Here is a 25,083-nt window from a genome sequence, read left to right on the forward strand (position 1 = left end):
TACTATTTCTAGTCTTATCTGACAGTATGATTGATACTGGTTAATTATCAATACGTTAGAGACAAAAATAGTTTTAAGTTATTATAAGTAATCCGCTATCTAACATTATGGAATTTTAGCTATGAATATATTACCTAAATGATTAATCTTTCTTTATATAAAAACGATCGAGTTATGACGCTGCTTTTGATCAATCCTTTAAAAAGCAGAAGGCAATACGGCACTACATTATTTAGTATGGTAAAACCTTGCTATCTAGCGTTTTTATACCTATTTTGCTATAGTATCTACCTTTATAGGGATAGTCATTTATAATTAGAAAACCCCGTTTGCTCTGGTACTTATATGGTATAGGTACTAATTAAATTACTTGCCATTTATATAATATCGTATGTTATAGATAATTTTTTAAAATTTTAGTTTAGGTTTAAATCGTATTAGGTTGAATAGGCTGCATAATGCGGCAATAATTGATGTGGTCTTACGGTCATATGATTGATGGTTGCAATCATCACTGCTAGCGGACTCAAAAAGGTGAATAGATTATGGTAGCGATTACTTTACCCGATGGTAGCGTAAAAGACTTCGAAGGCAACACCACCGTTATGGAAGTGGCGCAAAGTATCGGGGCTGGACTTGCTAAAGCAACGATAGCTGGGCGGGTTAATGGTCAGCTGGTAGATGCGTGCGATCCGATTGTGGCGGATGCAAGTGTTGAAATCGTTACGGCAAAAGATGATGATGGGGTTGATATCATTCGCCATTCTTGTGCTCACCTATTAGGTCATGCTGTTAAGCAGTTATATCCTGATGTGAAAATGGTCATCGGTCCGGTGATTGAAGATGGTTTTTATTATGATATCTATAGTGAAACGCCGTTTACGCCTGAGCATATGGAAGCCATCGAAAAACGTATGATGGTGCTGATAAAGCAAGATTACGACGTTGTTAAAAAAATGACGCCACGTGCCGAAGCGATTCAAATTTTTGAAGAACGCGGTGAAGACTATAAGCTAAAGCTGATTAATGACATGCCCGGCGAAGAAGCATTCGGTCTGTATCATCATCAAGAATATGTGGATATGTGCCGTGGTCCGCACGTACCTAATACTCGATTCCTGAAAGTATTTAAACTCACTAAGATGTCAGGTGCGTATTGGCGCGGTGACGCGAAGAACGAACAGCTGCAACGTATTTATGGTACAGCGTGGGCAGATAAGAAACAGCTAAAAGCTTACATTCAACGTATTGAAGAAGCTGAAAAGCGTGATCACCGTAAAATTGGTAAAGCGTTGAACCTATTTCATATGCAAGAGCAAGCGCCAGGCATGGTGTTTTGGCATCCGAATGGTTGGACCATTTATCAAGTACTTGAGCAATACATGCGCAAAGTACAAAACGATAACGGCTATGAAGAGATTAAAACGCCACAAATCGTCGATCGCAGTCTGTGGGAGCGTTCTGGTCACTGGGGCAACTATGCGACCAACATGTTTACCACTTCTAGCGAAAGCCGTGACTATGCGGTAAAGCCAATGAACTGCCCATGTCACGTGCAAGTATTTAACCAAGGCTTAAAGTCCTATCGTGACTTGCCATTAAGAATGGCTGAATTTGGCTCTTGTCACCGTAATGAACCTTCAGGCTCGTTGCATGGCTTGATGCGGGTACGTGGTTTTACGCAAGATGATGCCCATATTTTTTGTACCCAGTCGCAGATTCAACAAGAAGTCGCTGATTTTATTAAACTTACCCTTGCAGTTTATGATGACTTTGGCTTTAAAGACATTATTATGAAGTTATCGACCCGCCCTGAAAAGCGCGTTGGTAGTGAAGAATCTTGGGATTTTGCAGAAAAAGCATTATCAGATGCGCTTGATAACTCAGGACTTGATTGGGAATATCTGCCGGGCGAAGGCGCATTTTATGGTCCAAAAATTGAGTTTAGTCTTAAGGATTGTTTAGGTCGCGTTTGGCAGTGCGGTACGATTCAGGTCGATCCCAATATGCCTGAGCGCCTTGATGCTGAATTTGTTAATGAGCAAGGCGAACGTCAAGTACCTATCATGTTGCACCGTGCCATTTTAGGCTCATTCGAGCGTTTTATCGGTATGCTTATCGAGCATTATGCCGGTTGGATGCCAGTATGGCTTGCACCGCAGCAAGTGGTCGTGATGAATATCACGGATAACCAAGCTGAAGCATGTGAAAACGTGGTAAACGAGCTGAAAAAAGTAGGTTTGCGCGCCATTAGTGACTTGCGTAACGAAAAGATTGGATTTAAGATACGAGAGAAAACATTAGAACGTATTCCCTATATGCTAGTATTAGGGGATAAAGAAGTCGAATCAGGCAGTGTTAACGTCCGAACCCGTGAAGGTGAAAACCTAGGTGTGATGAGCGTGCCTGAATTTATCGCCTTAATTGAGACAGCCGTCGCCGAAAAAGGTCGACAGAATCAAAAAACAGATCAGGAGTAATACCTATTAAACAGTCGAACCGTTTGAACATCAACGAAGATATCAGTGCTAAAGAAGTCCGTTTGGTCAAAGAAGACGGTGAACAAATGGGCGTGGTCGATATCGCAACCGCTATGCAAGCGGCACGTGATGATAGCCTAGATTTGGTTGAGTTAGTCCCTGAAGCTAAGCCGCCTGTATGCAAAATCATGGATTATAAGCATTTCCTCTATGATCAAAAGCAGAAGGCGAAAGAAGCTAAGAAGAACCAAAAGCAAACTCAGCTTAAAGAGATGAAACTGCGTCCTAGCACTGAAGAAGCTGATTATCAGGTTAAACTGAAGAAAATCGTGAGCTTCTTAGAAGATCAAGATAAAGTTAAAATCAGCATCCGCTTCCGTGGTCGCGAAATGGCGCACCAAGAAATTGGTCGTAAGCAGCTTGATCGCATCATTGAAGATACCGCTGACATCTCGAATGTCGAGCAGTATCCAAAAATGGAAGGTCGCCAAATGGGTATGCTATTAGGTCCTACCAAGAAAAGATAAGTTGATATTAGGTTTTATTTATTAATATTGCCTATCGATTACTTTTAACCATCAATATGCTTCGGGATATTGGTGGTTTTTTGGTTTTTGTTGATGCGGTTACTAGTAGCACAACGTTCATGGCATTAATTATATTATTAAAAGTATTTAGGTTACAAAACCAGTAACCATTAATAACGGATAACATAGTAATCTTAATCATTGTTTTATACTTAGCACCTAACATAGCAGTAAATATTATATCGGTCGGGCAGCGTTATTCTTAGAAAATATAGTGCCTAACTCTCTGCTAATAAAAGCTTGATAATAGAAATAATGAACATGTGAAATAAAAGGTTTAATCATTATATTTAATTCATAATAAAAAAATTCACTTTAATACCTCACTAATACTGAATATCTCACTACTAACTATAAAAAAAATAGGAAAAATTATGCAAGAATTGACCCCGCCAGAAAACGCCACTGTACCAACCATTACCCTAACGCCACCTGAGCCGATAAAAGAAATACAAAAAAGTGAAGCCGATCAGATGGTCACCTTGGACGCAAGCCATATTCCAGAGCTGGATGCCAAAGTGGATGCGTTTGTTGACCATGTGATTAATAACTCGGTTCACAGTCCTGAATTCCAGCAAAATGTGCAATCTATTCATAATTTGGGCAACAAAGAAATTCGTGAATCGGCTCAGATATCCAATCGTATGCTAGAACTGCCGGCTAAAAGCCTAAACGAAAGCTTATTCGATAATTCACCCATCGCCAAATCATTAACGGAACTGCGCGGTATTGTTGAAGATTTAGACCCCAGTAAGAAGGAGTTAACCAGCTCGCGTAAATTGTTTGGCTTGATTCCTTTTGGTAATAAAGTACAAGATTATTTTCGCCAATATGAATCGGCGCAATCGCACATTAACGCGGTAGTGACTAGTCTCTATAACGGTAAAGACGAGCTGCTTAAAGACAACGCCATGATTGAGCAAGAAAAAGTCAATATGTGGGAGCTGATGCAATCGATTCGCCAATATATCTACGTTGGCAAAAAAATCGATGAGCAACTTGAGCAAAAGGTATATGCCGTAGAAGCCACTGACCCTGAAAAAGCACGCATTATTAAAGAAGAAATGCTGTTTTATGTGCGCCAAAAAAATACAGATTTTTTAACTCAGCTTGCGGTGAACGTTCAAGGCTACTTAGCACTCGATACCATTCGTAAGAATAACTTGGAATTAATTAAAGGCGTGGATCGAGCGACAACGACGACTATTTCTGCCTTGCGCACAGCGGTTATCGTGGCACAAGCGATGACCAATCAAAAACTGGTACTTGACCAAATCACCGCGTTAAATAAAACCACCAGCAGTCTGATTGAATCAACCTCAGTGATGCTAAAACGTCAATCCCTTGAGATTCATGAGCAAGCAACCAGCAGCACGATTGAGCTGGATAAATTGCAAAATGCCTTTAATAATGTTTATGAAACGATGGATATGATCAGTAATTATAAAATTGCAGCACTGGAAAATATGAAACAGACGGTCAATACCTTGACTACAGAAGTCGATAAAGCACAAAAATATCTTGATAAGTCCAATCAAACGACTGTGCTTGAAGTATCAAAAGAGTTGAATACGAAACGCATTACGGATAATTCAGGCAGTCTTGATATCGATATTTAACGCATGCGTTTTGCTAAACGGGCAAGGCAGTCGCTAACACATGGCACAATTGCCGCAAGATATTGTGGCGTGGTTCGTGTTAAGATAGCCTTTATTAATAATTTGAAACTAGATACGGTATTTTATGAGTTGGAATGATCCAAACGCCTCGGCTGAAGCCAAAAAATATATTAACCCTGTTCCTAGTCGTGAGCTGATACTCAGCACGATTACTGAGCAAGGAGAACTGACGCACCCACAGCTGGCAAAAGTTTTTAACATCACTGATCCTGATCAATTTGATGCGCTAGGTCATCGCCTAAAAGCGATGGTTCGTGATGGACAAGTCAATCGTGACGGGCGCCCTTATCGCTTCCGCACGGTCACGCAGCATGATGTGGTGCGTGGTACGGTATCTGCGCATCCTAAAGGCTTTGGCTTTGTCTTACTGAGCGATATGCCTGATTTATTTTTGCATGAAAAGCAAATGCGCTGGGTATTTAACGGCGATATTGTCGATGCTATTGGCACCTCAACTGACAATCGTGGTCGCACTGAAGGACGAATTGTTGAAGTTACTGAGCGTCATCAAGACCATTTTATCGGCACATTAGCACAAGATGAAGACGGTTATTGCGTAGAACTTGGTAGTCCTAACAACCATCAACCGATTACGGTTACTGATGATAATGTGCAAGCTGTAGGCGCTAAAATCGGTAGTCCAGTTAAAGTCGACGTGGTTGAATGGCCAAATCAGCATGAATTTGCGACGGGTAACATTACTGAAGTGCTCAACGATGATAATGACCGTGAACTTATTATCGAAACCACCCTCCTTAACTATGATATTCCATCAGAGTTCAGTGAAGCGACGTTAAAACAAGCCAATGATTATCGTGAGCCCAGTAAAAAAGATTTTAAAGGGCGCACCGATTTACGTGACTTACCATTGGTTACGATCGATGGTGAAGATGCGCGCGACTTTGATGATGCGGTATTTGCAGAAAAGCGTCCGGGTGGTAACTATCGCGTATTAGTAGCGATTGCTGACGTCAGCTTTTATGTGACGCCAAACTCACCGCTTGATATTGATGCCTATGAGCGCGGAACGTCAGTTTACTTCCCGCACCGCGTGATTCCGATGTTGCCAGAAGTGTTATCGAACGGTTTATGCTCATTGAATCCGAACGTCGATCGTCTTTGTATGGTGGCGGATATCAAGGTATCGCGTGCTGGCAAAGTGACGGGTTACGAGTTTTATCCCGCTGTGATGAATTCGCAAGCGCGCCTGACTTATAATCAGGTGAATGATTATCTTGCCAATCCAAAAGATGACAGCATTCCTAAATCATTAACTGACAATCTAGCCGTTAGAAAGTCGGTAGATACGCTACATCAACTGTATGATTTATTGCTTAAAAAGCGTGAAGAACGTCATGCGATGGAGTTTGAGACGGTCGAAACCTATATCGAATTCAATGAAAAAGGTGGTATTGCAGCGATTTTACCGCGTACGCGTGGCGATGCTCATAAGCTGATTGAAGAATGTATGCTACTTGCCAATACGTGTGCAGCAAACTTTGCCTTGGAAAATGAGCTACCCGTCTTATATCGTAACCATGATAAGCCGGACAGTGAAAAATCGCTGCGTATTCATGAATATGCGAAAAACTTTGGTATCAGTTTCCCAGAAGAGAGCCCAACGCAAGCAGATTATCAGCGTCTGATTGAAGCCACTAAAGATCGCCCTGATGCGATTAGTGTGCATAGTATGTTATTGCGCTCTATGATGCAGGCGAACTATTCTCCTGATAACATCGGGCACTTTGGCTTGGCTTATGATGAATACAGCCACTTTACCTCACCGATTCGCCGCTATCCTGACTTGATGCTGCATCGTGCTATTAAAGCTAAAGTGACCAATAGCCCGCAACCTGTGATGGAGTTTTCTCTTGAAGGGGCTGGCACGCAGACGTCTGATACCGAGCGCCGCGCTGAAAAGGCATCACGCTTTGTAGAATCATGGCTCAAATGTCACTATATGAAAGACCATGTTGGCGAAGAGTTTGATGGTGTGGTGACTACAGTCACCAGCTTTGGCTTATTTGTGACGTTAAAAGACTTATATATCGATGGTCTGGTACATATCTCCAATGTCGGCAATGACTTCTTTGTTTATGATGAAAAGCAACAACAGCTTATCGGTAAAGACAAAGGCACATTATTCGGTCTTGGTGATTCGGTGCGCGTTAAAGTAGCTGGCGTCAATATGGACTTGCTGCAAATTGATTTTGATTTGCAAGAAAAGCTGCAAGCCAGTCAGATGAATCAAACGCATGCGAAACCAGCTGAATCAGCGCCTGCTAAAAAGAAACCGCGCCGTAGCAGTGGTAAAAGCAAAAAAGAATAAAAGCACTCAGCTCATGCAATAAAAAAAGGCTAACGTTATCGTTAGCCTTTTTTTATATAAATAACTGGGTTTGCTCAAGAATGGATAAAGATTAAAGCTGCTATTTTTATGTGCTTGTTATACGCTCTCAATATTCTGAATAACTATTGCGCGTCACCCATTTGCTGTAAACGTTCGTTCTCTATTTGCTGAGCGCTATCTAGTTGAGTGGTGGCTTTATCCATGATAGCTTTAGGCTGTTCGGCTAACGGCTGATTATTGATATCAGTTGCGCTACTGTCAATCTTGCTATCGGCAGTACTGGAATTAACGATATTAGTATCCGCTAGTGTGTCGGTACTTACCGTCACTGCTCTATTATTTTCATGGCGATTGCCATTAATAATATTAAAGCCTAATAGCAAAACCATCGCCAGTAAAATAAGAATAATGAAAGGTTTTAACTGCATAAATCATGTCTCGTATATATAACAATGTTTTAGATATATACGATGTTGCACTTTTCATGCCTATTTTATGCCAGCTTTATAATTATTGGCATAATTTTTACTTTTTTGTTCGCTAACTCTGGTTATAAGCAACTATTCTTGTGGACTGTCATTATTTAATAAATCCGTTTCGTTAGAATGCTCAGCGATTTCTTGCTCGACCTTTTCCATCAGTTTTTCATCGGGACGCGCATTTAAGATATCATCGCAATCCTCGCCTTGCAAAATCTGCTTAGCCCGTATTTTGGCTTGTTTTTTCTCTACTGGTTCTGAGGTCATTGAGTTTATTTCTATATTCTTTTTACGCAGCGCAGTTGTAGAGGGAAACCGACTGCTAGTGTCTTTTACAGATTGTTCATGGCGCTGTGGTAATGTCTCCAACAATTTCTCTAACCCTTCATCGAAGCGCAACCGATAAATGGGTTCTGGTAAGCTAAAGCCGGCATTTTCTAGCGCGTGTTTGGCTTCACGAATGGCAATACTACGTGCTTTATAAAAGTCAGTATCTAATTGATTGACCCAAACTTTAAACTCAAGAACAATATTGGAATCGCCAACTGCTTTAATCGTAGCGATGGCTTTGGGCTTATCCAGAACAAAATCTATGTCGCGTATTACATCAATACCAACTTTAATGGCAGCCAGCGGATCGTCATTGGCATCAACGCCAAGCTCAAAGCTAAATCGCCGCTCAGGATTTTTAGTATAATTTAAAATGGTACTTTTAAAGACTTCCGCGTTGGGAATACGCAGCTGATTGCCATCAAGGGTCATTAAAATAGTTGCGCGCGAGGTAAGACGCATGACAATGCCTTCTTTACCATTGATCAAGATATGATCACGGGCGCGAAAAGGCTGGCGAAGGCTGAGCATGAGTGAGGCAATATAATTTTCGATGGTGTCTTTTACTGCAAAACCGACAGCAATACCAATGACCCCAGCACCGCCCAGCAAAGTACCCAAGATAGTCTCCGCACCGATTAAGCTCAGCGCCAATATCAAGCCGATAATAATAAAAATAACTTTGCTCGTTTGCGCTATTAATTCAGCGACAAACGGATTAGGCGTAATGCGTTGCCACATTTTTTGGCGTTTGGATAACCAGCTACCAAACCAAGCCACTATGACAAAGATGACGATGCCTACTAGCAATAATGGTAAGGCTTTAATCAGGGTTCTGGCTTGGTTTTTGAGTCCTTGATAGACCGTGGTGACATTGTCTTGTACATCCAAGGTACGATTGATGCGATCTTCTACCGTGACCACATCAGTTAAGCGGTTGGTTAAATTAATCGCTTGCTGGGCTTTTTTCTCATTGGGCGTCTCACCCGTTAACGTGACCACACCTTGGGTCACACTGACATTGACGGCATGTAACCCATCAACTTCAGAGAAAATACCACTAATACGCTGACTAATGTCGTTGTCTTTTAATGGGGTTGGGCTGGTTTCAATTTGTGCATTATTAGTGCTTTCACTAGTAATGGCTGGAGAAGTTGACGGGTCTGGAAGTGGTAACGTTGATAAAATACGATTTTGAATAGGGGTTTTAGCGCTGTCGGTCTCGCTATTTTTGGCTGGTACTGTTACGACTGGTGTGTTTGATACATTCTCAATTACATCAGCATCAACCGCGTAAGCAGGAGATAGACAAACAATACCTAACAGCAGGAGCAGCTGAGCCCAAACCTGCATAAACCTGCTTTTTAATGAGTGGTCATCAGCTGCCATAAGCATCCTTTATTGTCGGTTATTGAGTCATTATTTACGGTCTAAATAGTTTTGTGCCTCACCCAAATCTAAGGTGCCTTCATAAATAGCTCGACCAGTAATGATACCCTCTAAGCAATCACCATACGGCTTTAACAATTTGATATCTTGCATATCCGTAACGCCACCCGATGCAATAACGGGAATACCACCTTCGCGGGCAAGATTGACGGTTTGCTCAACATTGACGCCTTGCATCATGCCATCACGGTTAATATCGGTATAGACAATCGATGAGACGCCCACATCAGCAAAGCGTTTTGCCAGCTCAGTCGCCTTGGTGTCAGTGACATTTGCCCAACCATGGGTGGCAACCAAGCCATCTTTGGCATCAATACCGACAATAATATGTCCTGCAAACTCACGGCAAGCCTGTGCTACAAATTCTGGGTCTTCAACGGCTTTAGTTCCGATAATAATATAGGTCAAGCCAGCAGTAATATATTGTTCAATGGTATGCAAATTGCGTACACCGCCACCCAGTTGGATAGGCAACTTCGGGAAGGCTTTGGCAATGTCATTCACCACACTCTTATGTACTGGCACCCCATCAAATGCCCCATTTAAATCGACCAGATGCAGTCGGCGCGCGCCCTCTTTTACCCAGCGTGCTGCCATCGCAACGGGGTCGTCAGAGAATACGGTGTCATCCTCCATCCGTCCTTGTTTGAGACGCACACATTTACCGTCTTTTAAATCAATAGCAGGAATAATCACAGGCGCAGCACACATACAGCACTCCTTATAGAAGATATGAGGTTAGAATAATTGAGAGGTAATACCGTTAAATCGAACAACCATTAGATTGAAAAATAAAGACTAATAATGACTGTTATTAATAGCGACTGTTAAAGCAGGCTTTAAAAGAAATGGGTAACAAGCGGATGCCAGTATTAGCAGGCACATGACGCTCATCCTAAGCATAGTTTGATCAAACCGTGTTATAGCCTAGATTTCTAGCCAAGACTTATCGTTACTTTTTATCGACTCCCTTTCGAGCACCAACCCGTGCCGTTAGCGAGAGGAAAATAGTTGGTAGTAAAGATAAGTTTCACAATCATAAAGATAAGAGTATACCTTGATAATACCTTATTAGGGCTCTCTTTTGCAGGGTAACAACTCTCCTATAATGAGATAAAACCCATTACTAACTGGCAATTTTAGGGCAATTTAGCGTATAATCCTAGGTAAATTTGTATTTGTTTCTAGATAAAGATGAGTCGTCGTTGGTGTTATGTCATTGTTTAACAATGATAATAAATCTGCCGCAGACTAATACTAGAACATAACAAGTACAATTTTTAAAGTTTTGATAAAAAGTATGGCAATAATATCGTCAGTTACAATAAGTTGTTTTTTGCCTAGATTTTGCGGTCATACACGTGTGTGGTGATGGCGTTATGCGGGCGTTTATTTTCTTATTGTAGCCACTGCCGATATTATCATGCACCTTGGTAGCCGGGCGCACCTTTGGTAATTCGCATAAGATTTTAACGTGTTGTTAAGGAGTCTAAGGTCAGCGTTAATACTCTTAAGCAGTAATGTCTTAGCATTGTTGGTACAAAATACTTAATCAGGATTGGCTTTATAGTTATAGGCAAATACTGATTGGGTGCTTTGAGAATGTCTGATGCGCATTATTGCCGATGTATCGTACAGGACGTCTGGTATCGTTTTAGACTATGGACTAAGTTTTCGCTTATGATTACCATCAAAAAAGGTTTGGATTTGCCCATTACCGGTGAACCGTCCCGCGAGATATCTGAGCACAGACCCGCACATGTGGCAATGATTGGCTATGATTATGTGGGCATGAAGCCCACAATGAACGTCAAAGAAGGCGACATCGTAGCAAAAGGTCAGCCCGTTTTTGAAGATAAAAAACGTGTTGGCGTGATTTATACTGCCCCTGCTGCTGGTAAAGTCATCGCTATTAAACGTGGCGAGCGTCGTGTGTTTGAAAGTCTTGTGATTGCGGTTGACCCCAATGGCGAAGAGATAGACTTTCAACGCTATGACTCCCAGCAACTTGCTGACTTAGACTCTGAGATCGTTGAAACCCAACTGCTGGCTTCTGGTGAATGGACGGCATTTCGTACTCGTCCCTACAGCCGCTCCCCCGATATCGGCGCACGTCCGCATGCCATCTTTGTCACCGCGATGGATACCAATCCATTAGCGTTTGACCCGATGCTGCTGATTAATGAGCAGATTACCGCATTCAATGACGGTCTAGCCGTATTGTCAACCCTAAGTCCAAAGACCTTTGTCTGTCATCATGGCAATAGTCAGTTGACGCCAGTTGCAAAAACGGCAGCGAACAATGTCACTGAATATCACAGCTTTGCAGGAAAGCATCCAGCGGGTCTTGCTGGCACGCACATTCACTTTTTGCACCCTATCATGCGCGGCGTGAGCGTGTGGACGATTGGTTATCAAGATGTGATTGCGATTGGTAAATTGTTTACCACAGGTCGCCTATATACGCACCGTCTGCTCAGCCTTGCAGGTCCTGCGGTCAAGAATCCGCATCTGGTTGCAACTGAACGCGGTGCTGATATCAATGCGTTGACCAAAGATCAGCTGGCAGCTGGTGAGAATCGTGTGATTTCAGGCTCGGTATTGTCAGGTCGTCAAGTATTTGGCAACACAGCATATCTTGGGCGCTTTCATAATCAAATCAGCGTGTTAGCAGAAGGTCGTGAGCGCCCAGCGTTCCACTTCTTTACGCCTGGTGCCAATCGTTTCTCTAAACTGCCCATTTATATCTCGCAGTTTTTTGGTGGCAAAAAATATAATTTTACCACCTCAAGTAATGGCTCACCGCGTGCAATGGTACCAATTGGTGTCTATGAAGAAGTAATGCCGCAAGATTATCTGCCAACGCAATTACTACGTGCCTTGATTATTGAAGACATTATCAGCGCTGTAGATTTGGGCGTGCTTGAATTAGACGAAGAAGATTTAGCATTATGCACCTTCGTATCTCCTGGCAAATATGAATTCGGCGATATTTTGCGTGATAACTTAACACGCATTGAGCTGGAGGGCTAACCACGATGAAATTTTTACACAATATGTTCGATCGTATGGAGCCGTCTTTTACCAAGGGTGGCAAACACGAAAAATATTATGCTCTCTTTGAGATGTTTGATACGTTTTTGCGTCAACCGGGCTCAACCACTTATGCGTCCTCGCACGTGCGTGATGGTATCGATTTAAAACGCATTATGATTACCGTGTGGATGTGTACGTTCCCAGCGATGCTTTGGGGTATGTATAACGTGGGTCACCAAGCCTTAATGGCTATTGATCAGTTGGGTCTACAGCCCGATGGCTGGCGTACGATGATTACCAGTATGGTTGGCTATAACCCTGAGAGTATTTGGGCATGCTTTGTTTATGGTGCGATGCAATTTTTACCCATCTATTTGGTCACCTTTGTGGTCGGTATTCTTTGTGAAATTATCTTTGCGGTGGTGCGTGGTCATGAAGTCAATGAAGGCTTCTTTGTCACCTCAGTGCTATACGCACTGTGCTTGCCACCGGATATCCCATTATGGCAAGTGGCATTAGGTATCATCTTCGGTGTGGTCGTTGCTAAAGAAGTGTTCGGCGGTACTGGTAAAAACTTCTTAAACCCTGCCCTATCTGGTCGGGCGTTTTTATACTTTGCGTATCCGGCTTATATGTCAGGTGACTCGGTATGGACGGCAGTTGATGGTTTCTCAGGCGCAACCCCGTTGGGTCTTGCCGCGCTTGGCGTGACTCCAGATAAGTTCGTTGATGCTTATGGTCAAGCGATTACGTGGAGCGATGCGTTCTTTGGCAACATGCAAGGGAGTATTGGTGAAGTTTCAACTTTAGCAATTTTAATGGGTGCAGCGGTTCTATTATGGACCCGTATTGCGTCATGGCGCATTATGCTCGGCTGTGTGGTCGGCTTGGTTGCCACCTCATTAGTGTTTAATATGATTGGCTCTGCTGACAATCTGATGATGAACCTGCCGTTTCATTGGCATCTGGTCATCGGTGGCTTTGCTTTTGGTGCCGTGTTTATGGCGACTGATCCTGTGTCAGCGGCGCATACCAATAAAGGACGCTGGGCTTATGGTATTTTGATTGGCTTTATGACGGTATTGATTCGCGTAGTCAACCCGGCATTCCCAGAAGGCATCATGCTTGCCATTTTGTTTGCCAACTTATTTGCCCCATTGTTTGACTATTTTGTCACGCAAGCCAATATCAAACGCCAAACGGCACGGAGGGTACGTCATGTCCAAGCCCAAAAGTAATCTCAAGCCTAAAAGCAACAATATGAAAACCATCATCGTGGCGTTAACGCTATGTTTGGTGTGTTCGGTATTGGTATCGGTTGCGGCAGTCGGTCTAAAGCCCACGCAAATTACAAATGCAAGCTTAGACCGTAATAAAAATATTTTGGTTGCCGCGGGTATGTTCGATCCAGCTACCGACACCAATGATGATGTCGCGGAGCGTTTTAAAGACTTCGATGTTGAAATTGTTGAGTTAAATAACGGCACTTATTTAGATGATGATGCCTTAACCAAAGTAGGCATTCCTGATCGCAATGCTTATGACGCCAGTCAAGCCAATAAAAATAAGGCACTAAGCGAAGATTTGGGTGACAATGACCCTGCGAGTATTGGTCGTAAACCTAAATATGCCAAAGTCTATGTCAAAAATGATGCCAGTGGCAATCCTGAAATGGTGGTGTTACCAATCCAAGGCTACGGTCTGTGGGGCACCATGTATGGATTCTTAACCATCGGCAGCGATATGAATACCATCAAAGGTATCAGCTTTTATGACCATAAAGAAACGCCAGGTCTAGGCGCTCGTATTGAGGAGCCAAAATGGCGCGCCATGTGGACTGGTATTCAATCTTACGATGAAAATGGCGCAGTTGCTACCGGTGTGACCAAAGCTGGTAATCCTAAAGACAACTGGGTTGATGGCATTAGTGGTGCAACATTGACCAGTCGCGGTGTGAGTAACATGATTCAGTTTTGGTTGGGCGAGCAAGGCTATAAGCCGTATCTTGATCATTTGCGTCAAACAGATGCTCAAACGCCAGCTAACGCTACTACGCTTGTACCCCCTGTAACCACTGCTCACGGCAAGGAGGCATAACATGGCTGACACCAAAAGTATCTTAGTCACGCCTATTTTTGACAACAATCCGATTGGTTTGCAAATCTTAGGTATCTGTTCGGCACTAGCGGTCACAACCAGTGTTGCTAACGCCTTGGTCATGAGTGTGGCGTTAACCTTGGTTACCGCGTTTTCAAGCTTTTTTATCTCTATCATTCGTAAGCAAATCCCATCAAGTATCCGTATTATTGTGCAAATGACGATTATTGCTTCCTTAGTTATCTTGGTCGATCAGATATTAAAAGCGGTCGCTTATGATGTGAGTAAAGGCTTGTCGGTATTCGTCGGATTGATTATCACCAACTGTATCGTGATGGGTCGCGCTGAAGCCTTTGCAATGAGTAACCCACCCGTACCCAGCTTTTTAGATGGTATTGGTAACGGTTTGGGCTACTCTGCCGTCTTATTATTTGTGGCAACCATTCGTGAAATACTAGGTTCAGGCAGCTGGTTTGGCATTACTCTGTTGCAACCGGTCACTGATGGCGGCTGGTATGTTCCAAACGGTCTTTTATTATTACCACCGTCAGCATTCTTTATCATTGCCCTGTTTATCGTCATTATCCGTATATGGAAGCCAGAGCAGGTAGAAGATGCTGAGTATGTAATGAAGCCGCAGTCTAAAGGCATGGCACAAGGGGGCGGTCACTAATGGGACATTATGTCAGTTTATTTATAACCTCGGTCTTTATCGAGAATATGGCGCTTGCCTACTTCTTAGGCATGTGTACCTTTTTGGCGGTATCGAAAAAAGTCTCAACCGCTATCGGTCTTGGGGTAGCAGTCGTTGTCGTGATGGCAATTACCGTACCGCTCAACAACTTACTGTTTCAGTTTATCCTAAAAGATGGGGCGCTGGCGTGGGCAGGATTTCCTGATATCGACTTAAGCTTTTTGGGTCTGCTCAGTTATATAGGCTTGATTGCAGCTACGGTACAGATTTTAGAGATGTTCTTAGATAAGTTTGTGCCCAGTTTATATAATGCCCTTGGGGTGTTTTTACCACTGATTACTGTGAACTGTGCCATTTTAGGTGGCGTACTGTTTATGGTCGAACGTGACTATAATTTTGGTGAGTCTGTGGTATATGGTGTTGGTGCAGGCTTTGGTTGGGCACTGGCGATTACCGCGTTGGCAGGTATCCGTGAAAAGCTCAAATACTCAGACATTCCAGCGCCACTGCGCGGTTTGGGGATTACCTTTATCACGGTTGGTCTTATGTCACTTGGCTTTATGTCGTTTGGCGGTATGTCCATTTAAACCGCTAAGCTTAAAGCTTATTTAGCGCTTTGACCTATTTAATTCATTTATTCGGTAGGGATATCGAGGAGGCACGCAGATGTTTCTTCGCTCCCCTACTCCATAGATTAAGGATACCTATCATGGATTATGCTACGGCGATTGGTGGCGTTGCTATGTTTACCTTGATCATCATGGGTCTCGTTGCCATTATTTTGGCAGCGCGCTCACGATTGGTCAGTTCAGGCGATGTGACCATTCATATCAATGATAATCCCGATAATGACGTGGTGACACCTGCAGGTGGCAAACTGCTACAGACACTGGCAAGCGAAGGCATTTTTCTGTCTTCTGCCTGTGGTGGCGGTGGTACGTGCGCGCAGTGTCGCTGCCGTGTTATTGAAGGCGGTGGTTCTATTTTGCCCACCGAAACCGGCTACTTTACCCAAGGTGAAATTCGCAATCATATGCGTCTTGCCTGTCAGGTAGCCGTCAAGCAAGACATGAAAATTGAGATTGACCCTGAGTTTTTTGATGTGCAAAAATGGGAATGTGAAGTTATCTCTAACGATAACGTCGCCACCTTTATTAAAGAGCTGGTGCTCAAAATTCCAGAAGGTGAAGAGGTTAATTTCCGCGCTGGTGGTTATGTACAGTTAGAAGCGCCACCGCATGAAGTGCATTATAAAGACTTTGTGATTGACGAAGAGTACCGTGAAGACTGGGATAAGTTTGGCATTTTCAAGTATGTCTCAAAAGTAGATGAGCCAGTAATTCGTGCTTATTCAATGGCGAACTATCCAGATGAAAAAGGCTTAATTAAGTTTAATATCCGTATTGCCAGTCCACCGCCGCGCGGTCCGGATAATATTCCGCCCGGCAAAATGTCCTCTTGGGTATTTAGTTTAGTGCCTGGTGATAAGGTCACGGTAGCCGGTCCTTACGGGGAATTCTTTGCGAAGAAAACTGAAGCGGAAATGATCTTTGTTGGTGGCGGCGCTGGTATGGCACCGATGCGCTCGCATATTTTTGACCAGCTTAAACGTCTGAATTCTGATCGTAAAATCAGCTTTTGGTACGGTGCACGCTCTATCCGCGAGATGTTCTACGTTGAAGATTATGATCAGCTAGAAGCCAACTTTGCAAATTTTCAGTGGCATGTGGCGTTATCTGACCCATTACCTGAAGATAACTGGACAGGTTATACCGGATTTATCCATAACGTGTTGTTAGAAGAATATCTCAAAGACCATCCAAATCCAGAAGATTGTGAGTACTACATGTGCGGGCCACCGATGATGAATGCGGCGGTTATCGACATGCTCCATAGCTTGGGTGTGGAAGATGAAAACATCATGCTTGATGACTTTGGTGGCTAATTCAGTGGCTAATTGGCTGGTTAAGAACCCCTGCTTATTTGTCCTTTGACGGTCATTACCGACTGTATAAAAAGAGCGTCAACTGTGGCGCTCTTTTTTTCATCCATTTTTTACGCGCGGATACTTACAATGACAGCAATAAAAAATCAAACTTATGGCGTCACAGCCACTATAGCCACTATAACCACTAGCGCTCATCCGTTTAAAAACCTTACTAGTTCGCTAAAGATACTGACACTTGCTACCGTTAGCGTAGCCACCTTAACCGCTTGCCAGCAGCCGCCTGATTATAATTATCTGACGGGTGAGACCATGGGCACCAGTTACCATATCAGCTATCAATTGCCTAAAGGCGCGGATGAAGCGGCGATTCAAGCAGCAGTCGATGCGCGCTTAAAAGAAATCAATGACAGCATGTCGACTTATCAAGAGAATTCAACCATCTCTACATTTAATCGTTTGGCGAAAGACACGCCATTTACTATTGATGCCGATTTTAGCCATGTATTAACAGTGTCAAAACAAGTTTATGAGCAATCAGGCGGTGCATTTGACCCCACAGTATTGCCATTAATAGAGACATGGGGATTTGGCAGTACCATGACCGTTGAGCGCCTGCAAAGTCCGCCGAGTGCTGCCGAGATTGCCCAAGCGCGTGCCTTGGTCGATTTTGAGAGCATTATTCATAACGACACCAGTATTCAAAAGACCAAAGATGGCGTTGCTTTAGATTTCTCCGCTGTGGCAAAGGGTTATGGCGTCGATGTGATTGCCGATGTGCTCAAGAATAAATATCAAATTCGCAATTATATGGTTGAGATTGGCGGTGAAGTATCCACCTCAGGAGTCAGCGCGCAGCAACAACCGTGGCAAATCGCCATTGATGCGCCCATTGAAGGCAGTACCGTCAGTAAGCGCCAAACCATCGCCGCCATTCGCCAACCGATGAATAATGGTAACCAAATGCATTTAGCCACGTCAGGCAATTATCGCAATTCAGTTGTCTTTGCTGGCAAGCGCTATAGCCACACTATTGACCCCACCACAGGCGAGCCTATCGCTGGCGGGGCACCATCCGTGACGGTCGCAGCAGACTCCGTCGCATTAGCGGATGCGTGGGCAACCGCATTAACCGCAATGCCTTATCCTAAAGCGCTTGCCACTGCCAAAACGCACAATATTGCCGCGCTATTTGTCATACTGGCTGATGAGAGCAAATCAGGGGCTGCCGATAAGCTGGAAGATTGGCAAGTGGTAGAAACCCCTGCCATGCAGCAATTACGCGCTGATAAAAAGCCTTAAAGGATTCATTGGTTACGCAAAATCATTAGCATATCAATACATTACCATAAGCATGCTCGCTATAGATGAACGAACATGATCGATTTTTGCTATAATAACAGTCAGTCAAAACTTGTTGCGATTGTTATTATCGCTGTTGTCATTATTATTAATATGACTTTTAACATGATAAATTATCGTCACCATTGACCCCATTTTTAAACGCGAGGTTCCCTTATGCTCAGTCAATTACTTCCGATATTTGCCGTTACCTTTAGCGTCTTTTTATTGTTTTTTATCTTTATGGGTATCGGTTATATGGTCAAAAAAAAGCCGCTTAGAGGCTCATGTGGCGGTGTTGCCAAATTAATGGGCGAAGAAAAATGCTCATATTGCGGCGATGACCCTAATAAATGTGATGCTATCGTCGCTGAGCAGCAAGAAAATGCGCTAAAGGCGGCAACTCTTGGCAAGCCAGCTTTGTAATATTTGGATGTTTTTTACGCCACAATAAAACCAACTATTATTGGTTTTAGAGGACTTGTTACCATACGCTGGTAGTAATGTATGCTTATCTGCTCTTATAATAGTGTTAAATATGAATCAAGGTACTTGACACTATTTTTATAGCGTTTTGCGTGTCCTTTGTTAGGATGCTGTGCCTCTCTATTGTTATGCTAATTAATAATATTTTAAGTAATAGATTATCCCGTATTTTTTGCTGATATATGGCAACTTACCAGCAGTTAACTCACAATAATTACCCCGTAATCACCCTATCATACTTGCATTCTGCAAAACCTTTTCTCTTGCTGGCTTTACTGTCAGTTACCTTTTTAGTGGATTTTTTTTGGTGTTATTTTATAAGTGGCGGGCAACCGGTACTTTTTAATGACGTGTCCTTTTTCTTATTTTAATAGTCGTGCTGCTATGTCTACCCCCTCTAAGTTGCAATCTGAGCCACGCTCGAATAAACGTAAATTGATTAACCCCCCTTCTTGCAAATTCACTTTTTGGTTGGTACTTTGTGCCATGGTTCTGCTGGGCACTAATATGCGCGCGCCCATTGTGGCGCTGGGTTCTATTGCGCCGGTGGTACAAGATGCGCTCAATATTACGCAAACCCAAATCGGTTGGTTGGGTGCCATACCCATGCTGACCTTTGCCGTGGGCGCGCTTATCTCACCAAGCATTGGTAAGCGTTTTGGTATTGAAAATACTTTGATTGTGATGATTGTGCTGCTGACGATGGGTATGATTATCCGTGCCGTCATACCGACATGGACGGGGTTTTTAACCGGTACTATTATCCTGACCCTCGCCATTGGTTTTGCCAATACACTGGCGGCACCGGTCATTAAAATGCGCACACCTAAGAATATTCCACTAGTCACTGGTCTGTTTAGTTTGACCATGACGGTGACGGCGGGAATAGTGGCAGGCGTGGTGCTACCGCTCTCTGAAAAGGTGGGCTGGCAATGGTCGCTTGGTGGCTGGTCAATTTTAGGATTTTTAGCCGTTGCTATTTGGGTGTTTTTGCGCATGCGCTTGGGTTCTTCTGCGGATAGCCAAGCCGTCCTGCCCACGGGCACGTCCGATATCTCCATGTGGCGTACCGGTTTAGGCTGGCAAATAGGGATATTTTTGGGTCTACAATCCTTACTTTATTATACGGTTGCTAGTTTTTTACCGTCTATCTTAGTCAGCAAAGGTATGAGCGCCGTCAGTGCAGGACAGATGGGTTCGGTATTCCAGTTTATGGCACCAGTCGCGATTTTAAGTCTAACCTGGCTGATTAATCGTGGTCGCCCTATCCAAGCGCTTGCCGTGTTTGCCGCAATTTTAAACGTGATTGGGATAGTTGGTCTCAGCTATCTGTCTACTGACTTAGCATGGCTATGGGCAGGGTTGATGGGGGCAGGTTGTTCGGCTATTTTTACGTTAAGTATGATGCTGTTTTCGATGCGCACTTATACTACCAATCAGGCGAGCGAGTTGTCCGGTATGGCGCAATTTGTAGGCTATATCATCGCCTTTTTTGGTCCACTGGGTACCGGTTGGCTACATGAGGCGACCGATAACTGGGATTTACCTTTATTTTTAATGCTCATTTTTATGATTATTAACGTCGGTATTGCGTGGCTTGTCAGTCGTCCCATTATGGTTGATGGTAAAAAAGCTTAAGAATGATAATAATCATTCATTAAAATCTTTAATAAAATGGTTATTCAAAAAATAGGCAGGTTAAGTATTCACAATTAGACACTGTTGAATACAGAACCTGCCTTTTTATTTGCTACACTAAACGGATGATATTGGGATAACAGGGTGATGAGACAGACTATGAAAAATATAAAAAAGGTATTTTTAGCATTAAACAAACAGCCGTCAGCATATCCATATCGCTCATTGTCTTTGGGCGTTGCTATGTTAACAATATTAATAACCTTTAGCGGCTGTCAAAAAAAATCAGAGTCTGTGACCACCCCTGATGACTCTGTTACGTCTTCGCAAACACAAAATGCGACCACAACCAACACCTCTACACAAAACGGGCAACAAGCTAATGAGCAATCACTAACGATATTAGCATTAGGCGATTCCTTAACCGAAGGCTTGGGCGTGGCAAATGATGCCAATTATCCTGCCCAGTTAGAAGCGAGCTTACAAAATCTTGGTTATAAAAACGTCAAAGTCATTAACTCAGGTTTAAGCGGTGAAACCAGTACCGGATTAGTTAATCGCTTGGATTGGGTAGCACAAACCAAACCTAATATCACCATATTAACCATCGGCGCAAATGATGCCATTCGCGGTATTGAGGTGGGGACGGTTGACGCCAATATTCGTAAAGCCGTTAAGCAACTACAAGATAATGGCAGTACCGTCATTTTAGGCGGTATGCAGATTTATGACAATCTTGGTTCTGAGTATGTGCAAGCGTTTGCCACGATGTATCCTCGTATTGCCAAAGATATGAATGTGCCGCTTATTCCCTTCTTTTTAGCAGGCGTGGGCGGAGACCCGAAGCTAAACCAAGCGGATGCCATTCACCCAACCGCTGAAGGTTATACCATTGTGGTGAATGATAATATCCTGCCGATATTAAAACCTGAGCTTGAAAAAACGCTCGAAAAATTACGTGCTGACAATACGAGTAACAACACACCAGCACAGAGTCAGAGTCAGAAATAAAAAAACATAAATCCCAGCAAATAAGAGCCCACAATGACTTCATTAACAGACACGCCTGCAAACCTGAAACAAAACGCGCTACCTGATGCGCTGCCTAACGTCTTACTTATGGGCACGCAATTAACCAAAACTGTGCACGTCGGTGAGCAGACGCTATCTATTATTAAAGACGTTAACATTCACGTCAATGCAGGCGAGTTCGTGGTTATTATGGGTAAGTCAGGCTCCGGTAAATCTACCTTGCTAGGGTTATTAGCGGCGCTAGATTATCCTGATAGTGGGTCAGTTGAATTGTCTGGTCAAGTATTGAGCAATCTTGATGAAGATGCACTGGCGGTCATTCGGCAGCGCGATATGGGCTTTGTGTTTCAATCTTTTCATTTATTACCTACCTTGACCGTTGCTGAAAATATTGCATTCCCACTTGATATTGCCCGACGTCCGAATAAAGCACGGGTGGATGAATTAATTGATGCCGTTGGGCTTGGGCATCGGCGCAACAGTTTACCCAATCAATTATCAGGCGGTGAGCAGCAACGCACTGCTGTAGCACGGGCATTGGTATCGCAGCCCAAGATTGTGTTTGCCGATGAGCCGACAGGTAATTTAGACGAGCAAAATGCCGCACAAGTCATGCAGTTATTATTAGATTTAAGACAACAAGTGGGCTCTGCTTTGGTGGTCGTAACCCATGACCCTGCCCTTGCCGATATGGCAGACCGAGTGATTACCATGCACGACGGTCGGGTTGTGACATCATGAAGCATCCACAGCACAATAATGATAATGACACGGCTAAGAACATGGCTCAAGAAACCGAGTATGCTGGTGGTATGCTTCGCCAGCTATTAGGAGGCACGCTTGGCACGCAGTCACTAAGCCGCGCGTGGTGGCGACGCTGGGTATATCCCATATTATTCTTATTGACCCTAACGTTATCGCTTGCTACTTATCTGACCCTTGATTCGATACAACAATCGGTCGATAGCTATATCGAGGACAATCAGCGGGCGCTGGTTGGTGGCGACTTAATATTGAACAGCAAGCAAGACTGGCCAGCGGATGTTTTACAGCAAGTACAAACGCTAAAAAACACGCAAACGGTATACGATTATCAATTTAGCGCAATGGTGGTGACGGCAAAGCAAACGCTACTGGCACAAGTCAAAGGCGTGTCTCCTGCTTATCCGTTATATGGCGAAGCGGAACTCGCATCTGGTAAACCTTTATGGCAACAATTAACCAAAGATAGTGTAGTGGTTGCGCCTGAAGTGCTCAACGGCTTAGAGGCTAAAGTGGGCGAACGTATCAGTATTGGTGAGGGACAATTTACCATTGCCGATGTGCTCACAAAAGAACCCGATCGTCCATTAACCGCTTTTGGCTTTGGTGGTCGTATACTCATGACCCAAGATGCACTGGATGCCACTAACCTTGTCGGTCAGCGTAGTCGGGTTAACTATCGTATTGAGCTGGCGGGTACGCCGGAGGTGATAGCAAGCCAGCGCGAGCAGTTGATCAAAATTTTAACCAATTATCCCGATATTGAACTCTCCGATGCTGAAACCGCAGATACCGCCGTGTCACGTATCTCTGATAATGTGTTGATGTTTTTAAAGCTGTTGGTCATTGCTGTCTTACTATTATCGGCAGTCGCCATGTATGGGGTGATTACTGCTTTTGTCACCAGACAACAAGCCAGCAATGCCATTCGTATGGCATTAGGCGAACCGCTTGGGGCGATTAAAGGCAGTTATTATCGCTTATTTATCAGCACTGCTATCCTTGCCTGCATTGCTGCAACCGTGCTCAGTATTGGTTTTTTAAAGCTAAGCCAGCCTTATCTGACCGCTATCTTGCCTGCGGATATTGGTCTTGCTATCGAGCCGTTAAGCATTATTAAAACCACGGTACTGGCATTAGTATTGACGTTATTAATCACCCAACGTGGACTCAGCCCACTCAGTACGACCAAGCCTGCAACCTTACTCAATCAAGGCAGCAGCCAACAATCTCAAGGGCAATCTTGGTATCAGCGCTTGCCGTTACTAAGGTATGGACTATGGTATGTGCTGGTCTTTACAGGGTTATATGGCTTCTTTACCTATGAGGTGGGCTCATGGAAACTAGCAGCGCAATTATTAATCGGCTTAGTGATATTTATCGCCCTATTTTGGGCACTGGCACGTGGTTGGCTTTGGTTGCTGGCACGCGTTGCCACTTATACAAAAATAGGTTGGATGCAACGTATCGCTATTCACAATCTAGCGCGTAAAGGCAATCAGTCCGCGCTGTTTTTTGTCACCTTGTCGCTATCGGTTGCTGTCCTGACCCTTATCAGCATTATCAATCACAGTATTAATGAGCAATTTATTAATGCGTATCCTGAAGATGCGCCCAATATATTCCTGCTCGATATCCAAAGTGATCAGCATGAGGCGATTGATACCATCATTGGTGCGCCTGTCAGCTACTATCCAGTGATTCGCGCGCGTGTTGTGACCGCAAACGATGTCGCTGCAAAGGATATCCAACCGGCTGAAGGCTTTGATGACCCAACTCGCGTTTTTAATTTAAGTTATGCGGATAAGGTGATGGAGACAGAATTCATTACTGATGCCGTGCAAAAAAATAAACTGTATGCGCCTATTACCAATCAACCTTCCCAGAATCAACAAAACTTACCATCCAATCAAAAAATTGCGCCAATGTCGATATTAGATACTGCCGCAGGTATGCTCAATGTGGGCATGGGCGATCAGGTGCGTTTTAATATTCAAGGTATTGAGATTGTCGGGCAAATTACCAGTATCCGCTCGCGTTTTGAGAAAGGTCCTAGTCCGTACTTTTACTTTCTATTTGAGCCGTCGGTGTTATCCGCTGCGCCGCAAATACAATTTGCCACTGCCCACGTGCCAGCTGAAAACATTCCACAGCTTCAAGGTAATTTGGTACGGCGCTTTCCTGCGGTCACGACCATTGATGGCAACGTCATTGCCAAGCAAGTACAAGATTTAGTCAGCCAAATGAGCCGCTTGGTTTATATCTTTACGTTATTGGCATTATTGACCGGCATCATGGTGTTAATCAGCTCGCTATTATCCACCTCGCAAGACCGGATGCAGGAAAGTGCGTCGTTCCGATTATTGGGTATGCAAAAGCGTGATTTATACGTGCTCAATATGCTAGAGCTTGGGCTATTAGGCATCAGCGCAGCAGGGTTTGCCGTAGTGGTGGCGAGTGTTGGCGCATGGGTCGCCATTACGTATTGGTTTGATTTACAATTTAGTATGCCGTGGTTTAATTTGCTGATTGGTGGCGCGGCGTTAGTTGGCTTACTGTTGGCGATTGCCATTGTTTATGTGCGCTTGGTGATTGGGCGCGGCATTATGGAACGGGTACGGGCGATGATTTGAGGATTCAGCTAATATTACTGTAAAAGAAATAATAAAATATTTTGTTATTGTCTATCAAAAATATA

At 43.6% G+C, this 25,083-nt stretch carries 19 protein-coding genes; 16 read left to right on the forward strand and 3 right to left on the reverse strand.

Annotated features, from left to right (window positions below):
- Positions 1 to 545 precede the first annotated feature (545 nt).
- The 4 genes from thrS to rnr all read left to right on the forward strand — a co-directional run bounded on the left by thrS (position 546) and on the right by rnr (position 7,075).
- On the forward strand, positions 546 to 2,480 hold the full coding sequence (thrS, locus tag AAEY78_RS11500; protein WP_352339484.1) for a threonine--tRNA ligase: 1,935 nt from the start codon (positions 546 to 548) through the stop codon (positions 2,478 to 2,480).
- Between the two features lie 23 nt (positions 2,481 to 2,503).
- On the forward strand, positions 2,504 to 3,007 hold the full coding sequence (infC, locus tag AAEY78_RS11505) for a translation initiation factor IF-3 (RefSeq protein ID WP_352339485.1): 504 nt from the start codon (positions 2,504 to 2,506) through the stop codon (positions 3,005 to 3,007).
- A 434-nt stretch (positions 3,008 to 3,441) separates the two neighbouring features.
- Positions 3,442 to 4,686 carry a toxic anion resistance protein gene (locus AAEY78_RS11510; RefSeq protein WP_352339486.1) on the forward strand — a complete coding sequence of 415 codons (1,245 nt, stop codon included), beginning with the start codon at positions 3,442 to 3,444 and terminating at the stop codon, positions 4,684 to 4,686.
- A 124-nt stretch (positions 4,687 to 4,810) separates the two neighbouring features.
- Positions 4,811 to 7,075: a ribonuclease R gene (rnr, locus tag AAEY78_RS11515; RefSeq protein WP_352339487.1), complete on the forward strand. Its 2,265-nt coding sequence runs from the start codon at positions 4,811 to 4,813 to the stop codon at positions 7,073 to 7,075.
- A gap of 143 nt (positions 7,076 to 7,218) precedes the next feature.
- Here rnr and AAEY78_RS11520 read toward each other — a convergent pair whose 3' ends face one another.
- The 3 genes from AAEY78_RS11520 to hisA all read right to left on the reverse strand — a co-directional run bounded on the left by AAEY78_RS11520 (position 7,219) and on the right by hisA (position 10,065).
- A complete protein-coding gene (locus tag AAEY78_RS11520; RefSeq protein ID WP_352339488.1) occupies positions 7,219 to 7,524 on the reverse strand; it encodes a hypothetical protein in 306 nt (101 codons plus the stop codon).
- Positions 7,525 to 7,656: 132 nt separating this feature from the next.
- Positions 7,657 to 9,294, reverse strand: a complete 1,638-nt coding sequence (locus AAEY78_RS11525) for a mechanosensitive ion channel domain-containing protein (protein WP_352339489.1) — start codon at positions 9,292 to 9,294, stop codon at positions 7,657 to 7,659.
- Positions 9,295 to 9,324: 30 nt separating this feature from the next.
- Positions 9,325 to 10,065 carry a 1-(5-phosphoribosyl)-5-[(5-phosphoribosylamino)methylideneamino]imidazole-4-carboxamide isomerase gene (gene hisA / locus AAEY78_RS11530; RefSeq protein WP_352339490.1) on the reverse strand — a complete coding sequence of 247 codons (741 nt, stop codon included), beginning with the start codon at positions 10,063 to 10,065 and terminating at the stop codon, positions 9,325 to 9,327.
- 969 nt (positions 10,066 to 11,034) lie between these two features.
- Between hisA and AAEY78_RS11535 the strand changes: the two genes are divergently transcribed.
- From AAEY78_RS11535 to AAEY78_RS11590, 12 genes are all read left to right on the forward strand, one after another.
- Positions 11,035 to 12,387 (forward strand): Na(+)-translocating NADH-quinone reductase subunit A, encoded by a 1,353-nt coding sequence (locus tag AAEY78_RS11535; RefSeq protein WP_352339491.1) that lies wholly within the window; start codon positions 11,035 to 11,037, stop codon positions 12,385 to 12,387.
- A gap of 5 nt (positions 12,388 to 12,392) precedes the next feature.
- Positions 12,393 to 13,628, forward strand: coding sequence for an NADH:ubiquinone reductase (Na(+)-transporting) subunit B (locus AAEY78_RS11540; RefSeq protein ID WP_352339492.1), 1,236 nt, complete (start codon positions 12,393 to 12,395; stop codon positions 13,626 to 13,628).
- A complete protein-coding gene (locus AAEY78_RS11545) occupies positions 13,609 to 14,487 on the forward strand; it encodes a Na(+)-translocating NADH-quinone reductase subunit C (RefSeq protein WP_352339493.1) in 879 nt (292 codons plus the stop codon). Before AAEY78_RS11540 ends, AAEY78_RS11545 begins: the two co-directional genes overlap by 20 nt.
- 1 nt (position 14,488) lies before the next feature.
- Positions 14,489 to 15,160: an NADH:ubiquinone reductase (Na(+)-transporting) subunit D gene (locus AAEY78_RS11550; RefSeq protein ID WP_352339494.1), complete on the forward strand. Its 672-nt coding sequence runs from the start codon at positions 14,489 to 14,491 to the stop codon at positions 15,158 to 15,160.
- Positions 15,160 to 15,768 carry an NADH:ubiquinone reductase (Na(+)-transporting) subunit E gene (gene nqrE / locus AAEY78_RS11555; RefSeq protein WP_011281361.1) on the forward strand — a complete coding sequence of 203 codons (609 nt, stop codon included), beginning with the start codon at positions 15,160 to 15,162 and terminating at the stop codon, positions 15,766 to 15,768. The genes AAEY78_RS11550 and nqrE overlap by 1 nt, the downstream gene beginning before the upstream one ends.
- 122 nt (positions 15,769 to 15,890) lie before the next feature.
- Positions 15,891 to 17,126: an NADH:ubiquinone reductase (Na(+)-transporting) subunit F gene (gene nqrF / locus AAEY78_RS11560; protein WP_352339495.1), complete on the forward strand. Its 1,236-nt coding sequence runs from the start codon at positions 15,891 to 15,893 to the stop codon at positions 17,124 to 17,126.
- A gap of 129 nt (positions 17,127 to 17,255) precedes the next feature.
- Positions 17,256 to 18,428, forward strand: a complete 1,173-nt coding sequence (locus AAEY78_RS11565) for an FAD:protein FMN transferase (RefSeq protein WP_352339496.1) — start codon at positions 17,256 to 17,258, stop codon at positions 18,426 to 18,428.
- A 216-nt stretch (positions 18,429 to 18,644) separates the two neighbouring features.
- The gene (gene nqrM / locus AAEY78_RS11570) at positions 18,645 to 18,893 is read left to right on the forward strand and encodes a (Na+)-NQR maturation NqrM (RefSeq protein ID WP_352339497.1); all 249 of its coding nucleotides are present in this window, start codon (positions 18,645 to 18,647) and stop codon (positions 18,891 to 18,893) included.
- Between the two features lie 444 nt (positions 18,894 to 19,337).
- Positions 19,338 to 20,591, forward strand: a complete 1,254-nt coding sequence (locus AAEY78_RS11575) for an MFS transporter (RefSeq protein ID WP_352339498.1) — start codon at positions 19,338 to 19,340, stop codon at positions 20,589 to 20,591.
- Between the two features lie 159 nt (positions 20,592 to 20,750).
- A complete protein-coding gene (locus AAEY78_RS11580) occupies positions 20,751 to 21,602 on the forward strand; it encodes an arylesterase (RefSeq protein WP_352339499.1) in 852 nt (283 codons plus the stop codon).
- 33 nt (positions 21,603 to 21,635) lie between these two features.
- Entirely contained in the window at positions 21,636 to 22,364 is a 729-nt protein-coding gene (locus AAEY78_RS11585) for an ABC transporter ATP-binding protein (RefSeq protein ID WP_502943752.1), read from the forward strand.
- Positions 22,365 to 22,405: 41 nt separating this feature from the next.
- Entirely contained in the window at positions 22,406 to 25,018 is a 2,613-nt protein-coding gene (locus AAEY78_RS11590; RefSeq protein ID WP_502943757.1) for an ABC transporter permease, read from the forward strand.
- Positions 25,019 to 25,083 lie beyond the last annotated feature (65 nt).

Origin of the sequence: Psychrobacter sp. 16-MNA-CIBAN-0192, from assembly GCF_040309565.1 — a bacterium.
Taxonomy (GTDB): domain Bacteria; phylum Pseudomonadota; class Gammaproteobacteria; order Pseudomonadales; family Moraxellaceae; genus Psychrobacter.

Excerpts from the sequence above, each read along its gene's own strand:
- AAEY78_RS11575 (WP_352339498.1), top strand. The coding sequence starts at position 19,338 with ATGTCTACCCCCTCTAAGTTGCAATCTGAGCCACGCTCGAATAAACGT.
- AAEY78_RS11535 (WP_352339491.1), top strand. The coding sequence starts at position 11,035 with ATGATTACCATCAAAAAAGGTTTGGATTTGCCCATTACCGGTGAACCG.
- AAEY78_RS11550 (WP_352339494.1), top strand. The coding sequence starts at position 14,489 with ATGGCTGACACCAAAAGTATCTTAGTCACGCCTATTTTTGACAACAAT.
- AAEY78_RS11565 (WP_352339496.1), top strand. The coding sequence starts at position 17,256 with ATGACAGCAATAAAAAATCAAACTTATGGCGTCACAGCCACTATAGCC.
- AAEY78_RS11520 (WP_352339488.1), bottom strand. The coding sequence starts at position 7,524 with ATGCAGTTAAAACCTTTCATTATTCTTATTTTACTGGCGATGGTTTTG.
- AAEY78_RS11545 (WP_352339493.1), top strand. The coding sequence starts at position 13,609 with ATGTCCAAGCCCAAAAGTAATCTCAAGCCTAAAAGCAACAATATGAAA.
- thrS (WP_352339484.1), top strand. The coding sequence starts at position 546 with ATGGTAGCGATTACTTTACCCGATGGTAGCGTAAAAGACTTCGAAGGC.
- nqrE (WP_011281361.1), top strand. The coding sequence starts at position 15,160 with ATGGGACATTATGTCAGTTTATTTATAACCTCGGTCTTTATCGAGAAT.
- nqrM (WP_352339497.1), top strand. The coding sequence starts at position 18,645 with ATGCTCAGTCAATTACTTCCGATATTTGCCGTTACCTTTAGCGTCTTT.
- AAEY78_RS11590 (WP_502943757.1), top strand. The coding sequence starts at position 22,406 with ATGGCTCAAGAAACCGAGTATGCTGGTGGTATGCTTCGCCAGCTATTA.
- AAEY78_RS11540 (WP_352339492.1), top strand. The coding sequence starts at position 12,393 with ATGAAATTTTTACACAATATGTTCGATCGTATGGAGCCGTCTTTTACC.
- nqrF (WP_352339495.1), top strand. The coding sequence starts at position 15,891 with ATGGATTATGCTACGGCGATTGGTGGCGTTGCTATGTTTACCTTGATC.
- AAEY78_RS11585 (WP_502943752.1), top strand. The coding sequence starts at position 21,636 with ATGACTTCATTAACAGACACGCCTGCAAACCTGAAACAAAACGCGCTA.
- rnr (WP_352339487.1), top strand. The coding sequence starts at position 4,811 with ATGAGTTGGAATGATCCAAACGCCTCGGCTGAAGCCAAAAAATATATT.
- hisA (WP_352339490.1), bottom strand. The coding sequence starts at position 10,065 with ATGTGTGCTGCGCCTGTGATTATTCCTGCTATTGATTTAAAAGACGGT.
- AAEY78_RS11580 (WP_352339499.1), top strand. The coding sequence starts at position 20,751 with ATGAAAAATATAAAAAAGGTATTTTTAGCATTAAACAAACAGCCGTCA.
- AAEY78_RS11510 (WP_352339486.1), top strand. The coding sequence starts at position 3,442 with ATGCAAGAATTGACCCCGCCAGAAAACGCCACTGTACCAACCATTACC.
- AAEY78_RS11525 (WP_352339489.1), bottom strand. The coding sequence starts at position 9,294 with ATGGCAGCTGATGACCACTCATTAAAAAGCAGGTTTATGCAGGTTTGG.